The following is a 15,318-nucleotide window of genomic DNA, read 5'->3' on the forward strand; positions in this document are numbered from 1 at the left end:
CCTATAAGCAAGGTGCAGCCACAGGAGACCCCCATGCCCGCCGAGCTTTCGCCCATCGACAAGGCCAAATTCGTGGCCGCCAAACGCGCCGTCGAATTCGTCGAAACCGGCATGAAGCTGGGGCTTGGCACCGGCTCGACCGCGGCCTGGATGGTGCGCTGCCTGGCCGAACGCATCCGCGAGGAAGGCTTGCGGGTCACCGGGGTGCCGACCTCCAGCCGCACGGCGGAACTGGCGCGGTCCTTGGGCGTGCCGATCATGTCGCTGGACGAGGCGAAGTGGCTGGATCTCACCATCGACGGCGCCGACGAGATCGACCCCAACCTGAACCTGATCAAGGGTGGCGGGGCGGCACTGTTGCAGGAAAAGATCGTGGCCACGGCCTCGGACCAGATGATCGTGATCGCCGATGCCGCCAAGGAAGTCGGCTGCCTTGGCGCCTTCCCCTTGCCGGTCGAGGTGATCCCGTTCGGCTGGCAGACCACCAAGGCGCTGCTGGAGGAAACCCTGGTCAGCATGGACGTGCTGAACCGCGACTGCACTTTGCGGATGAACGGCGACCGGCCGCTGCTGACCGACGAGGCCAATTACATCGTCGATCTGCATCTGAAGCGCATCGGCAACCCGCGGCAACTGGCGCTGGTGTTGAACCAGATCCCCGGCGTGGTGGAGAACGGGCTGTTCATCGACATCTGCGACATCGTGGTGATCGGCAATGGCGATGGTCGCGTCACGGTGCGCGACATCAACGCCGGTTCCAGTTCCGACGAGCGGGTGGAATTTGCCGCCTCCGACAACATCTTCGCCGATCTCGGGGACTGATTGCATGGCATTCGACTATGATCTGTTCGTCATCGGCGGCGGCTCGGGTGGCGTGCGGGCGGCGCGCATCGCTGCAGCCGAGGGCGGGGCGAAGGTGGCGCTGGCCGAGGAAAGCCGGATGGGCGGCACCTGCGTCATCCGCGGCTGCGTGCCGAAAAAGCTGATGGTCTATGCTTCCAGCTACCCCGATGCCATCGCCGATGCCCGGGCTTACGGCTGGGAGGTGACGGCGGGCGGGTTTGACTGGCTGCGGTTCCGCACCGCGCTACGGGCGGAACTGGACCGGCTGGAGGCGGCCTACCGGGGCAACCTGCAACGCGCCGGGGTGGTGGTGCATGACGCCCGCGCCGTGGTGGAGGAACCGCATGTGGTGCGGCTGGCCACCGGGCAACGCTTTACCGCGCGGCATATCCTGATCGCCACTGGCGGGCGGCCGTTCATCCCCGACATTCCGGGGGCGGAGCTGGCGGTCACCTCGAACGAGATCTTCGATCTGCCGGAACTGCCGAAAAGGGCGCTGGTGGTGGGCGGCGGCTATATCGCCTCGGAATTCGCCGGTATCCTGAACGGGCTGGGGGTCAAGGTCACGCAATGCTATCGCGGCCCGCAGATCCTGCGCGGGTTTGACAACGAGGCGCGGGATATGGTGGCGGCGGCGATGGCGGCCAGCGGCATCGACATCCGCACCGATACCGATGTGCTGGGGCTGGAACAGGGGCCGGGCGGCCTTCTGGTGCAGACCGGGCATGGCACCTGCGAGGTCGATCTGGTGCTTTATGCCACTGGCCGGGTGCCCAACACCGCCGGGCTGGGCTTGGCGGCGCTGGGGGTGCAAATGGCACCTTCGGGGGCGGTGCAGGTCGATGGCTACAGCCAGACCGCGGTGCCCTCGATCTTTGCGGTGGGCGATGTGACCGACCGGGTCAACCTGACCCCGGTGGCGATCCGCGAGGGCCATGCCTTTGCCGACACCGTGTTCAAGGGCCAGCCCTGGCAGGCCGATCACGATCTGGTGGCCAGTGCGGTTTTCACCCGGCCCGAGTTCGGCACCGTGGGGCTGACCGAGGAAGTCGCTGCGGCGCAGGAGCCGATCGAGGTTTACGCCGCCAGCTTTCGCCCGATGCAGAGCTTGTTGGCCGGGCGTCCCGACAAGGCGCTGACCAAGCTGATCGTTTCGCAGGCAACTGGCAAGGTTCTGGGCTGCCATATCGTCGGTCCGGGCGCGGCAGAGATGATCCAGTTGGCCGCTGTGGCGATCAAGATGGGCGCCACCAAGGACGATTTCGACCGCACGGTGGCGGTGCATCCGACGCTGGCCGAGGAATTGGTGACCATGCGCAATCCGGTGCGGAAATCTTGAAATTCGCGGCGGAATGACCAGTTAGCACATGACGGAATATAAGGAACAGTTTTGATGGCAGGTAGTGGCGGGCCTTGGGGCAGCGGTGGCAATGGCGGCGATGACCGCGAGGGCCGCGATAACCGGGGCAATGATGGGCGGGGCAACGACGGGCGGGGCGGGCGCAAGCCCTCGGGCGGCGAGGGGCCGCAGATCCCCGAGATCGACCAGATCATGAAAAAGGGCCAGGAGCAGTTGCGCGTGCTGATGGGCGGGCGTGGCCGCATCGGCAATGGCGGCGGCGGCGGCACGGGCGGTAGCCCGATGGCCCCGCTGTTCACCCGCAAGGGGCTGCTTTTGGGCCTGCTGGCGGCTGCGGGCCTGTGGTCTTTCGCCTCTTTCTACACCGTCAAGCCCGAGGAACGCTCGGTCGAGCTGTTTCTGGGCAAGTTTTCGGCAGTGGGCAATCCGGGCCTGAACTTCGCCGCCTGGCCGTTCACCAAGGCCGAAATCGTGCAGGTGACCGGCGAGCGGCAGACCGACATCGGCACCGGCCGCAACGGCGACACCGACACCGGGCTGATGCTGACCCGCGACCAGAACATCGTCGATATCGAGTTTCAGGTGGTCTGGAACGTCTCGGACCCGGCGAAATTCCTGTTCAACCTGGCCGACCCCACCGACACGATCCGTGCCGTGGCGGAAAGTGCCATGCGTGACATCATCGCCCGTTCCGAACTGTCGCCGGTGCTGAACCGCGACCGCGGCGTCATCGCCTCGGACCTGCGCACCGCCATTCAGGGCACGCTGGACAGCTATCAGTCGGGCATAGCCGTGGTGCGGGTGAACTTTGACCGCGCCGACCCGCCGCGCGAGGTGATCGACAGTTTCCGCGAAGTGCAGGCGGCACAGCAGGAACGCGACAAGCTGGAAAAGCAGGCCGATGCCTATGCCAACCAGGTGACGGCAGGCGCACGCGGCGAGGCGGCACGGCTGACCGAACAGGCCGAGGCCTATCGCGCCGAGGTGGTCAACAACGCCGAGGGCGAGGCCAGCCGCTTTGAGGCGGTCTATGAGGAATACATCAAGGCACCCGAGGTGACGCGGCGGCGGATGTATCTGGAAACCATGGAAAAAGTGCTGGGTGACATGAACAAGGTGATCCTTGATGGCGTCTCGGGCGGGGCTGCGGGGCAGGGCGTCGTGCCGTTCCTGCCGCTGAACGAGCTGAACCGCATGGCGCCTGCCGCTGCGGCCACCGTGGGGAGCAACTGAGATGAACAGAAGTTCGATCATCCTGCCGATTCTGGTGATTGCCGGTGTGCTGGCAATCTCGTCGGTGTTCATCGTCGATGAGCGCGAAAAGGTGCTGGTGCTGCAATTCGGTCAGGTCAAGGCGGTGAAGGAAGACCCCGGTCTGGGCTTCAAGATCCCGCTGATCCAGGAAGTGGTGCGTTACGATGGCCGCATCCTCAGCCTGCCGACGCAGCCTTTGGAAGTGACGCCGCTGGACGACCGCCGGCTGGTGGTGGACGCCTTTGCCCGCTGGCAGATCACCGATCTGACCGCCTTCCGCGAGGCGGTGGGGGCGGGCGGCATCGAGGCGGGGCAAGTGCGGCTTGACCGCATCATCAACGCCGCCATCCGCGAGGTGCTGGGCACCGTGCCGTCGCAGCGGGTGCTGTCGGAAGACCGCACCGGCCTGATGAACCAGATCCGCGACATCGCCAAGCGCGAGGCGGCGGCGCTGGGGGTTGACGTCATCGACGTGCGGCTGACCCGCACCGACCTGCCCGAGCAGAACCTGGCCGCCACCTATGCGCGGATGCGGGCCGAACGCGAACGCGAGGCGGCCGACGAGATCGCCCGCGGCGGCGAGGCGGCGCAACGGGTGCGCGCCTCTGCCGACCGCACGGTGGTCGAGTTGGTGTCGCAAGCCCGCAAGGAGGCCGAAGTGGTGCGCGGCGAGGCGGATGCGAAACGCAACGCCATCTATGCCGATGCCTTTGGCCGCGATCCCGAATTCTTCGCCTTCACCCGCTCGCTGACCAGTTACGAACGGGCGCTGAAGGGGGGCAATTCGTCGATCGTGATGCAACCCGACAGCCAGTTCTTCGACTATCTGCGCAGCGATCAGCCGCCGGTTGCCCCGGCCCCGCCGACACTGCCATGAGCATGATCCTGCTGGCCCTCGGGCTGGTTCTGGTGGTGGAGGGGCTGGCGTTCGCGCTGGCCCCTTCGCGTATCGACGATCTGGTGACGCTGATCGCCGCGATGTCGCGCGACCGCCGCCGCGCCTTGGGTTTGCTGGCGCTGGCGCTGGGGGTCACATTGATTTGGCTTGCCCGCTGGCTTGGCGCCTGAAACAGTGACAAGGCAGGAAAAGCTGTTCACATCCATTTGACGACCCGCGACAGGGATTGCATTGCATTGCCGCGTGCCCAGATGATGATGCAGCGCAGACGGCCCCGCCTTCGCGGCGGCCTCGGTTCAGGGAAATGAAAAGGAGTTCGGTGTGCAGTCCAACGCCATGACAATCGCGAAAACCGCCGATGCAGCCCCGGTGCGCCGCACCGGGCTGTTTCTGGCCCTGACGCTGGGGATCGGGCTGGCCCTGGCGCAGGTATCGCAGGCCGTTGCCCAGACCATGCCCGACAGCTTTGCCGATCTGGCTGAAAAGATCAGCCCTTCGGTGGTCAACATCACCACTTCGTCGGTGGTGGCAGGCGGCATGGGCGACGGGCCGACGCTGCCCGACGGTTCGCCGTTCCAGGATTTCTTCAAGGATTTCATGGACCGCAACGGCAATGGCGGCCCCGCCGAGCCGCGCCGCTCCGAAGCGCTGGGGTCGGGTTTCGTGGTGTCGGAGGACGGGTTCATCGTCACCAACAACCACGTCATCGAAGGCGCCGATGACATCGAGATCGAGTTTTTCAGTGGCGACCGGCTGAAGGCCAAGCTGGTCGGCACCGACACCAAGACCGACATCGCGCTCTTGAAGGTGGAAAGCGACAAACCGCTGCCCTTCGTGACCTTTGGCGACAGCGACCTGATGCGGGTCGGTGACTGGGTGGTGGCGATGGGCAACCCGCTGGGGCAGGGCTTCTCGGTCTCGGCCGGCATCGTGTCGGCGCGCAACCGGGCAATTTCCGGCGCGTTTGACGATTTCATCCAGACCGACGCCGCAATCAACCGCGGCAACTCGGGCGGGCCGCTGTTCAACATGGACGGTCAGGTGGTGGGCGTGAACACCGCCATCATGTCGCCCAACGGCGGCTCGATCGGCATCGGTTTCTCGATGGCCTCGAACGTGGTGTCGGATGTGGTCGATCAGTTGCGCGAGTTCGGTGAAACCCGCCGCGGCTGGCTGGGCGTGCGCATCCAGGACGTGACGCCGGATGTGGCCGAGGCGATGGGGCTGACCGCCTCGAAAGGCGCGCTGATCACCGATGTGCCCGATGGGCCGGCCAAGGATGCGGGCATGCTGTCGGGCGACGTGATCGTCACCTTTGACGGCAAGGAAGTGGCCGACACCCGCGATCTGGTGCGCCGCGTTGCCGGTGCGCCGGTGGGGCAGGCGGTGTCGGTGGTGGTGCTGCGTGAAGGCGCATCGCAGACCCTGTCGGTGACGCTGGGCCGCCGTGAAACCGCCGAGGGCGAAGAGACCGTCACCCCCGCGGCCACCCCGGCCGAACCGGCCAAGGGCGAGTTGCTGGGACTGACGGTGGCCGAACTGTCGCCGTCGGATGCCGAAGGTCTGGGCCTGCCAAAGGGCAGCGAAGGGTTGGTGATCACCGATGTCGATGTGAACGCCGAGGCTTATGAAAAGGGTCTGCGTCAGGGCGACCTGATCACCGAGGCCGGCCAGCAGAAGGTGCTGAAGGTGCAGGATCTGAAAGACCGGGTGACCGAGGCCAAGGATGCCGGGCGCAAATCCTTGCTGCTGCTGATCCGCCGCGATGGTGATCCGCGCTTCGTGGCGCTGTCGCTGGAATAACCGGTCCGTCCGGGCGCATTGCCGGGGCGGCGGGGCAACCTGCCGCCCCTTTGCGTTCAGCCGATCTCGCGCAAAAGACGGCTGCGGAACGCCTCGACCCATTCGGCACCCTCGTCGGCCAGGATGCGGCCGGTTCGGTCGGAAGGGCTACTCCATTTCCGGAAACATAGAGATCACCTCGCCCCCGCCTGCGGTTTCGCGCCACCGCACGCCATACACGAAGCCAGCTCGCCCCTGAAACAACTGCGTGACCAGGATGAAACGCGCATCGTCCTTCGCCAGGATCAGATCAAACAGCAGTGATTCATCGGGCGGTCTTTTCCCGTCGGGCAAAGCCAGAAGGCAACGATCTTCGTCTTTGCAGGTTATGACACCGGCGGCAAAGGTCGTCAGGGTCTTGCGCCATTCATCATTGCCCGCTGATAATTCTTCAGAATGGGCCATGATCCCATGAATCATGGCCGGCGTGATCCTGTCGGTCGATTCGAACGTTGTCACTCGTGTGCTCGGGTCAAACTGCAGAACGGCCCAGCACCCCGCCTCGATGGATTGAACTATCGTATGGGTGTCGGTCAGCGTGTCGATCTCTTGTTGTTTCCAGGGGGGAATCCTGATCAGCGCCTGGCAATTGTCGACGTCGGTTACATAGAGTTGCATGCCCAAGTTCAACCTGCGCAATACTTCGGCGACCGAGCCGGATTTTTGAAGCGGTCGACCTACGGCATCCGGAAAATTCGTTCCCAGTCGAACAGGAAGAGTTTCCGCCAAGGCTGCCCCGGCAATGGCACTCAAGACCATGACAATCGTCGGCAGTTCAAGGCTGCCCTGCCGCTTCCAGGCATTGATCAGGGACATGATGGTTCCCGGCGGCCTGGTGTCCGCTCCGCTGCACCTGCCGGGTCGTCTTGGTCACGCCGTAAACCCGAATTGTCCGGCTGGCCACCCCAATGCCGCAGCACCTCGGCCTCGTAGGCGGCTTGCGTCAGCCCGCTCACAACTGCCCCAGATCGGTGGCGACGATCCCCAGATCGCGCGCCGCTGCCAGCGACAGCAGCGGGCTGTCCAGCCCCAGCGGCGCCTGGAACCGGCGGATCGCGTCGCGGGTGGGGTCGTCCATCACCCCGGTCAGCGTCGTGCGGTAAAGCCCGCGCGCCTTCAGGGCCCGTTGCAGGGTGGCGATGAAATCCACGGTCATTTCTGCGTCGCAAGGGGTGCGGAACCACACCTCCTCGCGGTCCTGCACGATCTGCTGGCGGGTGACGGTGCGGAAACTGGCGGGGCGGGCGGGTTTGCCGTCGCGAGCGGGTTCGGCGGGCTGCATCACCTGCTCGGTCACCGTCTCGATCACCGCAGGGGTGACATCGCTGGCCCAGCATACGCCGTCCTCGGCAGGTGGCGGGCTGCGGCGGGTCAGTTCGGCGGCCAGATCGGCGCGGCCCGGTGCCTCGGGCGTGGCGGCACTTTGGCAGGCGGCCAGCGCCAGCAGGCAAAGAAGGGTAAGGGGTCTGCGCATGCGCCGGTCACTGTGCCTGTTGGCCGGGTTGACCCGGCGTTATCGCAAGCCAGCATAGCGGCAATGCGCAGGCTGCGAAAGACCTCAGCCCTCTGGTGCCGCCTCGGGCTGCAACAAGCGGTCCAGCAGCGGCGACAGATCCTCGATCACCTCGGCCACCACATGTACCACGCCCGCCTCGCGCTGCAACCGCCCGGTCACCCGCAGCAACCGCCCCGAGATCACCGCCCGGCGGAACTTCTCGTAAACCTGCGCCCAGACCACCACGTTGCAGACCGCGGTCTCGTCCTCCAGCGTCAGAAAGATCACCCCCTTGGCGGTGCCGGGCCGCTGGCGCACCAGCACCAACCCGGCCACACAAACCCGCGCCCCCACCGGCGGCTCGTCCAGCCGGATGTGCGGCAGCGCCGCGGGCGGGCGCGGCCAGGTGTTCGGCACCGGGGTCTGGGTCATCCAGTCGGCCATGTTCCCTCCCTGACGTGAACAAATATAGAACAAATTCCCGCAAGGGCAAGCCGTTTCCCCCTCTGGCAAATGCCGCATTTTTCGCCTATGCCGCTGCAAAGACGGCATCGCTTACGAAAAGGGCACAGCATGGCGAAGATCACCTATGTGGAATACGGCGGCAAGGAACATGTCATCGAGGTGGCCAATGGCATGACCGTGATGGAAGGCGCGCGCGACAACCGCGTGCCGGGGATCGACGCCGATTGCGGCGGCGCCTGCGCCTGTTCGACCTGCCATGTGCTGGTGGCCGCCGACTGGGTGGCCAAACTGCCGCGCAAGGAAGAAATGGAAGCCGACATGCTGGATTTCGCCTGGCAACCCGACCCGATCCGCTCGCGGCTGTCGTGCCAGATCAAGGTGACTTCGGCACTGGACGGCCTGGTGGTCCACATGCCCGAACGCCAGATCTGAATCAGTCCACCTGAACCGGTCCGACTTCACCTTTGGACAAATATCCTCGGGGGGTAGGCCGAAGGCCGTAGGGGGGCAGACAGCCCCCCTTCTGTTTCAGTTGGTCTTGCGCGTCGGCAGGAATGGCAGCGGCATCACCGGCACGCCCTCCTCGATCAACTGCCGCGCCTCCTCGGGCTTGGCCTCGCCATGGATCGCCCGCTCCGGGGCCGCCCCGGCATGGATGCGCCGCGCCTCGGTGGCGAAGTTCATCCCCACATAGTCGGAATTCTTCTCGACCTCGCGCTTCAGCGCCGCCAGCGCAGCTTCTGCCTCCGAGGCCGGTGCCGACAACGGCCCCGCAGCCGCAGTCCCTTCCCCGCCCGCCTTGCGCGCCGGTCGCACCGCCGGGGCCATCAGGGTCTTTTCCACCTGCACCGCCCCACAGACCGGGCAGCCGACCAGCCCGCGCAACACCTGATCGTCATAGGCCGTGGCCGAGGCGAACCACGACTCGAACCCGTGGCCGGCGCTGCATTTCAGGGTGTAGCGGATCATGGCATCCTCATGGCGGTCCAGCCGCCCATCCGTCAGCATGTATCCAGTGGCGGGCGGAAATCAAGCCTTGGCGGTCTTGGCCGCAGGCAGGGCGGGGGAGAGCAACTGCTCCAGCCCGTCCAGCAGCCCTTGCAGGTCGGGTTCGGCCACCTTGCGGGCGGCCTTGCGTGGGGTGAACCACTTGCGCCGCCGTTGCTGGCTTTCGGGAAAGCGGTCGCGCAGCGCCTTCACCTGCAACGGATAGACCGCCACCTCGCAGGCCAGCCCGTCCTGCGGTGCCAGCATTTTCAGATAGCCATAGCGCCCGATGCAGTCGCCCAGCGCCTTGCCTTCAACCCCGGCTTCCTCGAACGCCTCGCGCGCCGCCGAATCCGCCGCCGTCAGCCCGGCAATCGGCCAGCCCTTCGGGATCACCCAGCGCCCGGTGTCGCGGCTGGTGATCAGCAGCACTTCCAGCCGTTTGCCGATGCGGCGCCAGCACAGCGCACCTACCTGCGCCTGTGGCACCGCCTCGGGGGCGGTTGCTGGGGAAACACTGCTGTCCACGATCTGAGCCCGCTGCCTGATGTTTGCCCGGCCATTCTTCTGCAGCCGGGGTATTTGTAACAGCATGGCAGAATCGGCAGGAAATGCACGGTTTTCCTTCGGGTCTCACGGCAGTTTGACAGGATTTGCCGCCGCCCTATGTTTCAGGCTCGGGGAACGTGCAAAGGGGCTGCGGCAATGACCAGAGCGGTAATGACAGTGGTGCTGACCCTTTGGCTGGCCTCGGCGGCAGCGGCGGCGGAACCCGGCTTCCGCTTTGCCTCGATCGACGGTGGCACGCTGGACACCAAGGCCTGGCGCGGCCATCCGGTGCTGGTGGTCAACACCGCCTCGCTCTGTGGTTTTACCCCGCAATATGACGACCTGCAGGCGCTGTCAGACCGCTATGCCGCGCAGGGGCTGGTGGTGCTGGCGGTGCCGTCGAACGACTTCAACCAGGAACTGACCGATGGCAAGGCGGTCAAGGAGTTCTGCGACGTCAACTTCGATCTGACCATTCCGATGACCGAGATCACCCCGGTGACGGGTGCTGCGGCGCATCCGTTCTATGCCTGGATGCGCGATGCCAACGGCTTTACCCCGGGCTGGAATTTCAACAAGGTGTTGCTGGGGACCAAGGGCGAGGTGGTGGGCACCTGGGGCTCGACCACCAAGCCCACCGCCCGCGCCATCACCGGCAGGATCGAGACGCTGTTGCAGTGAGCCTGCCTTCGCCGCTGTTCATCGGCTCGGAGATCTACCGCAACTCCAGCTTCGGCCCGTCGCATCCGCTGCGGATCCCGCGGGTTTCGACGGTGATTGACCTGTGCCGCGCCTTGGGCTGGTTGCCGCCCGAACGCTATCGCACCAGCCCGCAGGCCAAGCCCGCCGCCCTGACGCTGTGGCATGACCCCGGCTATATCGCCGCCCTCCAGACCGCCGAGGCCGAAGGCACGGTCAGCCCGCAGGTGCGCGCCACCTACGGCCTTGGCACCAGCGCCAATCCGGTGTTCCCGCAGATGTTCCGCCGCCCGGCCACCGGGGCAGGCGGGGTGATGCTGGCGGCGGAGTTGCTGACCGATGGCGGCGTGGTGCATGTGCCGGGCGGCGGCACCCATCATGGGCTGGCTGCACGGGCCAACGGCTTTTGCTATCTGAACGATGTGGTGCTGGGGATGAAGGTGCTGCGCCGCAACGGCATCCGCCGCATCGCCTATGTCGATATCGACGCGCACCATTGCGACGGGGTCGAGGCGGCGTTTGCCGGTGACCCGCAGGCGCTGCTGATCTCGGTCCACGAGGCCCGGCGCTGGCCGTTCACCGGGGCGCTGGCCGAGGATGGCGGCGGCAATTGCTTCAACCTGCCGGTGCCGCGCGGTTTCAACGACACTGAAATGCGGGCCGTGCTGGAGGGCCTGATCCTGCCCCGGCTGGCGGCCTTCCGCCCCGAGGCGGTGGTGCTGCAATGCGGTGCCGATGCGCTGGCCGAAGACCCGTTGGCACGGTTGGCGCTGTCGAACAACGCGCATTGGGCGGTGGTGGCGGCGCTGATGCCGATCGCACCGCGGCTGCTGGTGCTGGGCGGTGGCGGCTATGATCCGCATGCCGTGGCGCGCTGCTGGACCGGGGTCTGGGCCACGCTGGCGGGCGAGGCGATCCCCGAGGAATTGCCCGAGGCCGCACAAGACCTTCTGTGGGCGCTGCCCGTCAAATCCCCCCCGCCGCCACACCTGCTGAACACCCTGCGCGACGCCCCGCGCGAAGGCCCGGTGCGCCCCGAAGTGTTGGACTCGCTGGCGCATCTGGCGCGGCGTTAGCCGGAAAGCGCAGCGCGGATCGCCTCCAGCAACGCCGTTGCGTCATCGCCCGGCACCAGCACCGCCTGCGCCCTTGCCGCCAGTCGTTGCTGTTCGCCCGCATCCAGCGCCAGCAGCGCCCCGGCCAGCCCCTTGCCATCCGCCACCGAAACCGCCGCGCCGCCCGCATCCAGCGCCGCAAAGCTTTCGGCGAAATTCGCCACCGACGGGCCGTGGATCAGCGCCGACCCAAGCGCCGCCGGTTCATAAGGCGTATGCCCCCCGGCCTCGCCAAAGCTGCCGCCGATGATCGTCACCCCGGCCATGCCATACCATCCCGCCATCTCGCCCAGCGTATCGGCCAGATACACCGCCGTCCGCGGCCCCGGCACTTCGCCCTTCGAGCGGGTGGCAAAGTCAAAGCCCCGCGCCGCGATCAGCCCGGCAATCGCGGCGCTGCGGCGCGGATGCCTTGGTGCCAGGATTAGCAGATCGAACCTACCAGCCGCCCGCGCCGCAGCAAATGCGTCGAGAATCAGCGCATCCTCGCCCTCGTGGGTCGAGGCCGCCAGCAGACAGCGCGCCCTTGGCACCGGCTGTTCAAACGGTGCCACCGCCTGCACCGGCGCTGCCTGCGCCTTCAGCATCAGCCGGGACAGCAGCCGCCCTTCCGGCAACCCCAGCGCCAGCAGCCGCGCCTCGGACCCCGCATCCTGCGCCGAAACCGCCCGCAGCCGTTGCAGCGTTTCGCCCATCACCCCCGGCGCCAGCCTTGCCCAGCGGTCGGCGCTGCGCTGCGACATCCGCGCCCCGATCAGCAGCACCGGGCCAAGCGCCGCCATCTGCCGCAGCCGCTCGGGCCACAGCTCGTTCTCCACCGTCACCAGCGCCTGTGGCTGCCAGCGCGCCAGATGCCGCCGCACCACCCCCGGCACATCGAACGGCGCCAGTTGCACCGACAGCCGCGGCAAGCCCCAGCCCTGCACCATCGCCCGGCCAGAGGCACTGTTGCAGGTGACCAGCAGGCTCAGGGAAGGATCGTCCGCCAGCAGCCGCTCGACCAACCAGCGCACCGAGGTCAACTCGCCATTGCTGGCGCCATGCAGCCACAGCAGCCGCCCCGATGGACGCACCCCGGCCCGCCCCAGCCGCTCGGCCAGCGCCGCCCGCGGCAACCGCCCGCGCAGTATCTGCACCAGCACCATGGCCAGCAGCACCGGCAGCGCAAGCCGCATCAGGAACCGGTAAAACTGCACATGTCCTCCGCCATCCGCTGCCCGATGCTTAGGCCGCGCCCGGCCCATAGGCAAGCGCCCGCCGCCCTACAGCACCGGTGGCCGCCTGCCGGGCCAGTCGGTGGCCAGATGATAGGCCTGCCCCAGCGCCAGCACCTTCGCATCCGCCCCCACCGGCCCGAAGACCTGCATCCCCATCGGCAAGCCCTGCGCGCCAAACCCCGCAGGCAGCGCCAGCGCCGGTAGCCCCGCCAGCGACACCGGCACCACCACCTCCATCCAGCGGTGATAGGTGTCCATCGCCCGCCCGTCGATCACCTGCGGCCAACGCCATTCCGCCGGAAACGGCCAGACCTGCGCCGAGGGCAGCACCAGCGCGTCATGGTCCTGAAACAGCCGGGCGACCCTTGCATACCAGCGCGAGCGGATCACCGAGGCCGCATGCACGGCGGCGGCACTCAGCCCCTGACCCTGCTCGATCTCCCAGACGGTTTCCGGTTTCAGCGCCGCCCGTTTCACAGGATCGGCATAAAGCCCCGCCTTGTCGCCCGCATTCAGCATGGCGCGCAGGGTGGTCCAGGCCTGCCACAACTGCTCCGCCGGAAACGGCGGCGGCACCGGCACCACCTCGGCGCCCATATCGGCGAACACCGCCAGCGCCGCCTCGCACAAGTCCAGTATCCCCGGCTCGCAGCGATAGGCCCCGCCCCAGTCGCCCAGCCAGCCGATCCGCAGCCCCTTCACCGGCGCATCAAGACGGTCGGCAAAGCCCTCGGCGGGGCGGCAGAACGGCACCAAAGGGTTCGGCCCGGCCATCACCTCCAGCAACCGCGCCAGGTCTTCCACGGTCAGCGCCATCGGCCCTTCGGTGGCCAGCGTCGCCAGAAACGAGTCGCCCACCGCATCGCCGGGCACCAGCCCCCAACTGGGCCGAAAGCCATAGACATTGCAGAACGCCGCCGGGTTGCGCAGACTGCCCATCATGTCCGAGCCATCGGCCACCGGCACCAGCCGCGCCGCCAGTGCCGCCGCCGCCCCGCCCGACGACCCCCCGGCGCTGCGGCTCGGGTCATAGGGATTGCGCGTCACGCCATGCACCGGGTTGAAGCTGTGGCTGCCCTGACCCCATTCCGGCGTGTTGCTCTTGCCGATGAACACCGCCCCCGCCGCCCGCAGCCTTGCGGCCAGCAGGTCATCGGCAGCGGGCACGAAATCGGCAAACAGCGGCGAGCCATAGGTGGTGCGCAGCCCCCGCACCGCCACCAGATCCTTCACCGCAAACGGCAGCCCATGCAGCCAGCCACGCGGCGCTGCATCATCCAGCCGCCGCGCCTCAGCCATCAGATCATCGGCATCGCGCAACGACACCAGCGCGTTGATCCCCGGATTGACCGCCTGGGTCCGCGCCAGAAACGCCGCCATCACCTCCGACGGCGCCACCTGCCGCACAGCGATCAGCCGCGCCAGATCCGAGGCCGAAAGCCCGGTCAACCCCATTGGCTTCCCATTCTTCTCTGCTCAAATATCCCGGGGGGTGCGGGGGGCAGCGCCCCCGCCTCCGCGTCGCGGGCCAAAGGCCCGCGGCGCAACCTATTTCTGCAACTCGGTCCAGATCGCGGTCTGGTATTCCAGCGCCTTGCCGGAACAGGCCAGCACGAAATGCCCCTTGTCGGCGAATTCCGCCGGGGTCACGATCTCGGGCGCGGTCTTCATGTCCTCGGGCATGAAGGCGTCCGATCCGGCGATGCCGTTGGCATAACGGGCAAAGGCCGACAGCGCCGCCGCATTCTCGGGCTGCATGATGAAGTCCATGAACAGATAGGCGTTATCGACGTTCTTGGCGTCCTTCAGCAGCACCACGTTGTCCATCCACAAGCCGAAGCCTTCCTTGGGATAGCCATAGGCCACATCGGCATTGCCCAGCCGCGCCCGCATCGACGAGCCGTTCCAATCCACCGTCGCCGCATAGTCGTTGTTGCTCATCTTCTCGACGGTCGAATAATCCATCGCCATCCACGACGGCTTGGCCGCCAGCAGGGCGTCGCGCACCTTCTTCATCACCGCGGGGTCTTCCGAACAGACTTCGCCGCCCTCATACATCGTGGCCAGCGCCAGAACGTCGCCCATTTCCGGGATGACGTTGATCTTGCCCTTCAACTCCTCCGGCGGGTCCATGAAGATGGCGCTGGTGTTAATGTCGCCGGTATAGACCTTGGTGTTCACCGAAACGCCGGTGGAACCCCACTGCCACGGCACCGACCATTTGCGGCCCTCGTCCCAGGCCACGTTCATCCATTCCGGGGCGATGTTGGCGTGGTTGGGCAGGCGGGCAAGGTCCAGCTCCTGGATCAGCCCCTTTTCGGCATAGATGCCGACAAAGCCGGCCGAGGGCACCGCCAGGTCAAAGCCATGCGCCCCGGCCTCGATCTTGGCCAGTGCGGTGTCGTTGCTGTCGAAATCGGTGATGGTGACCTTGACGCCGTATTGGTCCTCGAACTTCTTGATCATCTCGGGGCTGGTGTAATTGCCCCAGTTATACAGGAACAACTCGCCCTCGGCGGCGGCCAGCGTGGTGCTTGACAGCAGCAACGCGGTGGCGATCAGGTATTTCTTCATCGGAACTCTCCTTGGTTGGA

General features: G+C 66.6%; 17 protein-coding genes. 9 read left to right on the top strand and 8 right to left on the bottom strand.

The features are described from left to right. Window positions 1–33: 33 nt before the first annotated feature. The 6 genes from rpiA to RSW2DRAFT_RS07330 all read left to right on the top strand — a co-directional run bounded on the left by rpiA (window position 34) and on the right by RSW2DRAFT_RS07330 (window position 6,158). Window positions 34–822 carry a ribose-5-phosphate isomerase RpiA gene (gene rpiA / locus RSW2DRAFT_RS07305; RefSeq protein ID WP_008029537.1) on the top strand — a complete coding sequence of 263 codons (789 nt, stop codon included), beginning with the start codon at window positions 34–36 and terminating at the stop codon, window positions 820–822. 4 nt (window positions 823–826) lie between these two features. Beyond that, a complete protein-coding gene (gor, locus tag RSW2DRAFT_RS07310) occupies window positions 827–2,182 on the top strand; it encodes a glutathione-disulfide reductase (RefSeq protein ID WP_008029539.1) in 1,356 nt (451 codons plus the stop codon). A 54-nt stretch (window positions 2,183–2,236) separates the two neighbouring features. After that, a complete protein-coding gene (hflK, locus tag RSW2DRAFT_RS07315) occupies window positions 2,237–3,436 on the top strand; it encodes an FtsH protease activity modulator HflK (RefSeq protein WP_008029540.1) in 1,200 nt (399 codons plus the stop codon). 1 nt (window position 3,437) lies between these two features. Beyond that, the gene (gene hflC, locus RSW2DRAFT_RS07320; protein WP_008029542.1) at window positions 3,438–4,334 is read left to right on the top strand and encodes a protease modulator HflC; all 897 of its coding nucleotides are present in this window, start codon (window positions 3,438–3,440) and stop codon (window positions 4,332–4,334) included. Then, the gene (locus RSW2DRAFT_RS07325) at window positions 4,331–4,525 is read left to right on the top strand and encodes a DUF2065 family protein (RefSeq protein WP_008029544.1); all 195 of its coding nucleotides are present in this window, start codon (window positions 4,331–4,333) and stop codon (window positions 4,523–4,525) included. The genes hflC and RSW2DRAFT_RS07325 overlap by 4 nt, the downstream gene beginning before the upstream one ends. A 166-nt stretch (window positions 4,526–4,691) precedes the next feature. Continuing rightward, a complete protein-coding gene (locus RSW2DRAFT_RS07330; RefSeq protein ID WP_198008079.1) occupies window positions 4,692–6,158 on the top strand; it encodes a Do family serine endopeptidase in 1,467 nt (488 codons plus the stop codon). 147 nt (window positions 6,159–6,305) lie between these two features. Here RSW2DRAFT_RS07330 and RSW2DRAFT_RS07335 read toward each other — a convergent pair whose 3' ends face one another. From RSW2DRAFT_RS07335 to RSW2DRAFT_RS07345, 3 genes are all read right to left on the bottom strand, one after another. Next, window positions 6,306–7,013, bottom strand: a complete 708-nt coding sequence (locus RSW2DRAFT_RS07335) for a hypothetical protein (protein ID WP_008029548.1) — start codon at window positions 7,011–7,013, stop codon at window positions 6,306–6,308. A 136-nt stretch (window positions 7,014–7,149) separates the two neighbouring features. After that, a complete protein-coding gene (locus RSW2DRAFT_RS07340) occupies window positions 7,150–7,671 on the bottom strand; it encodes a peptidoglycan-binding domain-containing protein (RefSeq protein WP_008029551.1) in 522 nt (173 codons plus the stop codon). 84 nt (window positions 7,672–7,755) lie between these two features. Then, window positions 7,756–8,136, bottom strand: coding sequence for an OB-fold nucleic acid binding domain-containing protein (locus RSW2DRAFT_RS07345; RefSeq protein WP_008029552.1), 381 nt, complete (start codon window positions 8,134–8,136; stop codon window positions 7,756–7,758). A gap of 129 nt (window positions 8,137–8,265) precedes the next feature. Here RSW2DRAFT_RS07345 and RSW2DRAFT_RS07350 point away from each other — a divergent pair, with 129 nt between their 5' ends. Further along, entirely contained in the window at window positions 8,266–8,589 is a 324-nt protein-coding gene (locus tag RSW2DRAFT_RS07350) for a 2Fe-2S iron-sulfur cluster-binding protein (RefSeq protein ID WP_008029553.1), read from the top strand. A 96-nt stretch (window positions 8,590–8,685) separates the two neighbouring features. Here RSW2DRAFT_RS07350 and RSW2DRAFT_RS07355 read toward each other — a convergent pair whose 3' ends face one another. Then, window positions 8,686–9,126, bottom strand: coding sequence for a DUF1178 family protein (locus RSW2DRAFT_RS07355; RefSeq protein WP_008029555.1), 441 nt, complete (start codon window positions 9,124–9,126; stop codon window positions 8,686–8,688). 60 nt (window positions 9,127–9,186) lie between these two features. Then, complete coding sequence (locus tag RSW2DRAFT_RS07360; RefSeq protein WP_050786788.1) at window positions 9,187–9,672, bottom strand: NUDIX hydrolase; 486 nt, start codon at window positions 9,670–9,672, stop codon at window positions 9,187–9,189. A gap of 177 nt (window positions 9,673–9,849) precedes the next feature. On the opposite strand from RSW2DRAFT_RS07360, the gene RSW2DRAFT_RS07365 reads away from it, so the two are divergent. Both RSW2DRAFT_RS07365 and RSW2DRAFT_RS07370 read left to right on the top strand, forming a co-directional pair. Continuing rightward, on the top strand, window positions 9,850–10,374 hold the full coding sequence (locus RSW2DRAFT_RS07365) for a glutathione peroxidase (protein ID WP_040671782.1): 525 nt from the start codon (window positions 9,850–9,852) through the stop codon (window positions 10,372–10,374). Then, window positions 10,371–11,468 carry an acetoin utilization protein AcuC gene (locus tag RSW2DRAFT_RS07370; protein ID WP_008029561.1) on the top strand — a complete coding sequence of 366 codons (1,098 nt, stop codon included), beginning with the start codon at window positions 10,371–10,373 and terminating at the stop codon, window positions 11,466–11,468. Before RSW2DRAFT_RS07365 ends, RSW2DRAFT_RS07370 begins: the two co-directional genes overlap by 4 nt. Here RSW2DRAFT_RS07370 and RSW2DRAFT_RS07375 read toward each other — a convergent pair. The 3 genes from RSW2DRAFT_RS07375 to RSW2DRAFT_RS07385 form a co-directional block, all read right to left on the bottom strand. After that, on the bottom strand, window positions 11,465–12,703 hold the full coding sequence (locus RSW2DRAFT_RS07375; protein ID WP_008029563.1) for a 3-deoxy-D-manno-octulosonic acid transferase: 1,239 nt from the start codon (window positions 12,701–12,703) through the stop codon (window positions 11,465–11,467). The genes RSW2DRAFT_RS07370 and RSW2DRAFT_RS07375 overlap by 4 nt on opposite strands. A 66-nt stretch (window positions 12,704–12,769) precedes the next feature. Next, the gene (locus RSW2DRAFT_RS07380) at window positions 12,770–14,179 is read right to left on the bottom strand and encodes an amidase (RefSeq protein WP_008029565.1); all 1,410 of its coding nucleotides are present in this window, start codon (window positions 14,177–14,179) and stop codon (window positions 12,770–12,772) included. Between the two features lie 93 nt (window positions 14,180–14,272). Next, entirely contained in the window at window positions 14,273–15,298 is a 1,026-nt protein-coding gene (locus tag RSW2DRAFT_RS07385) for an extracellular solute-binding protein (protein WP_008029567.1), read from the bottom strand. Between the last annotated feature and the right edge of the window lie 20 nt (window positions 15,299–15,318).

It is taken from the genome of Rhodobacter ferrooxidans, from assembly GCF_000176015.1.
In the GTDB taxonomy this organism is placed as follows: Bacteria; Pseudomonadota; Alphaproteobacteria; order Rhodobacterales; family Rhodobacteraceae; genus Pseudorhodobacter_B; species Pseudorhodobacter_B ferrooxidans.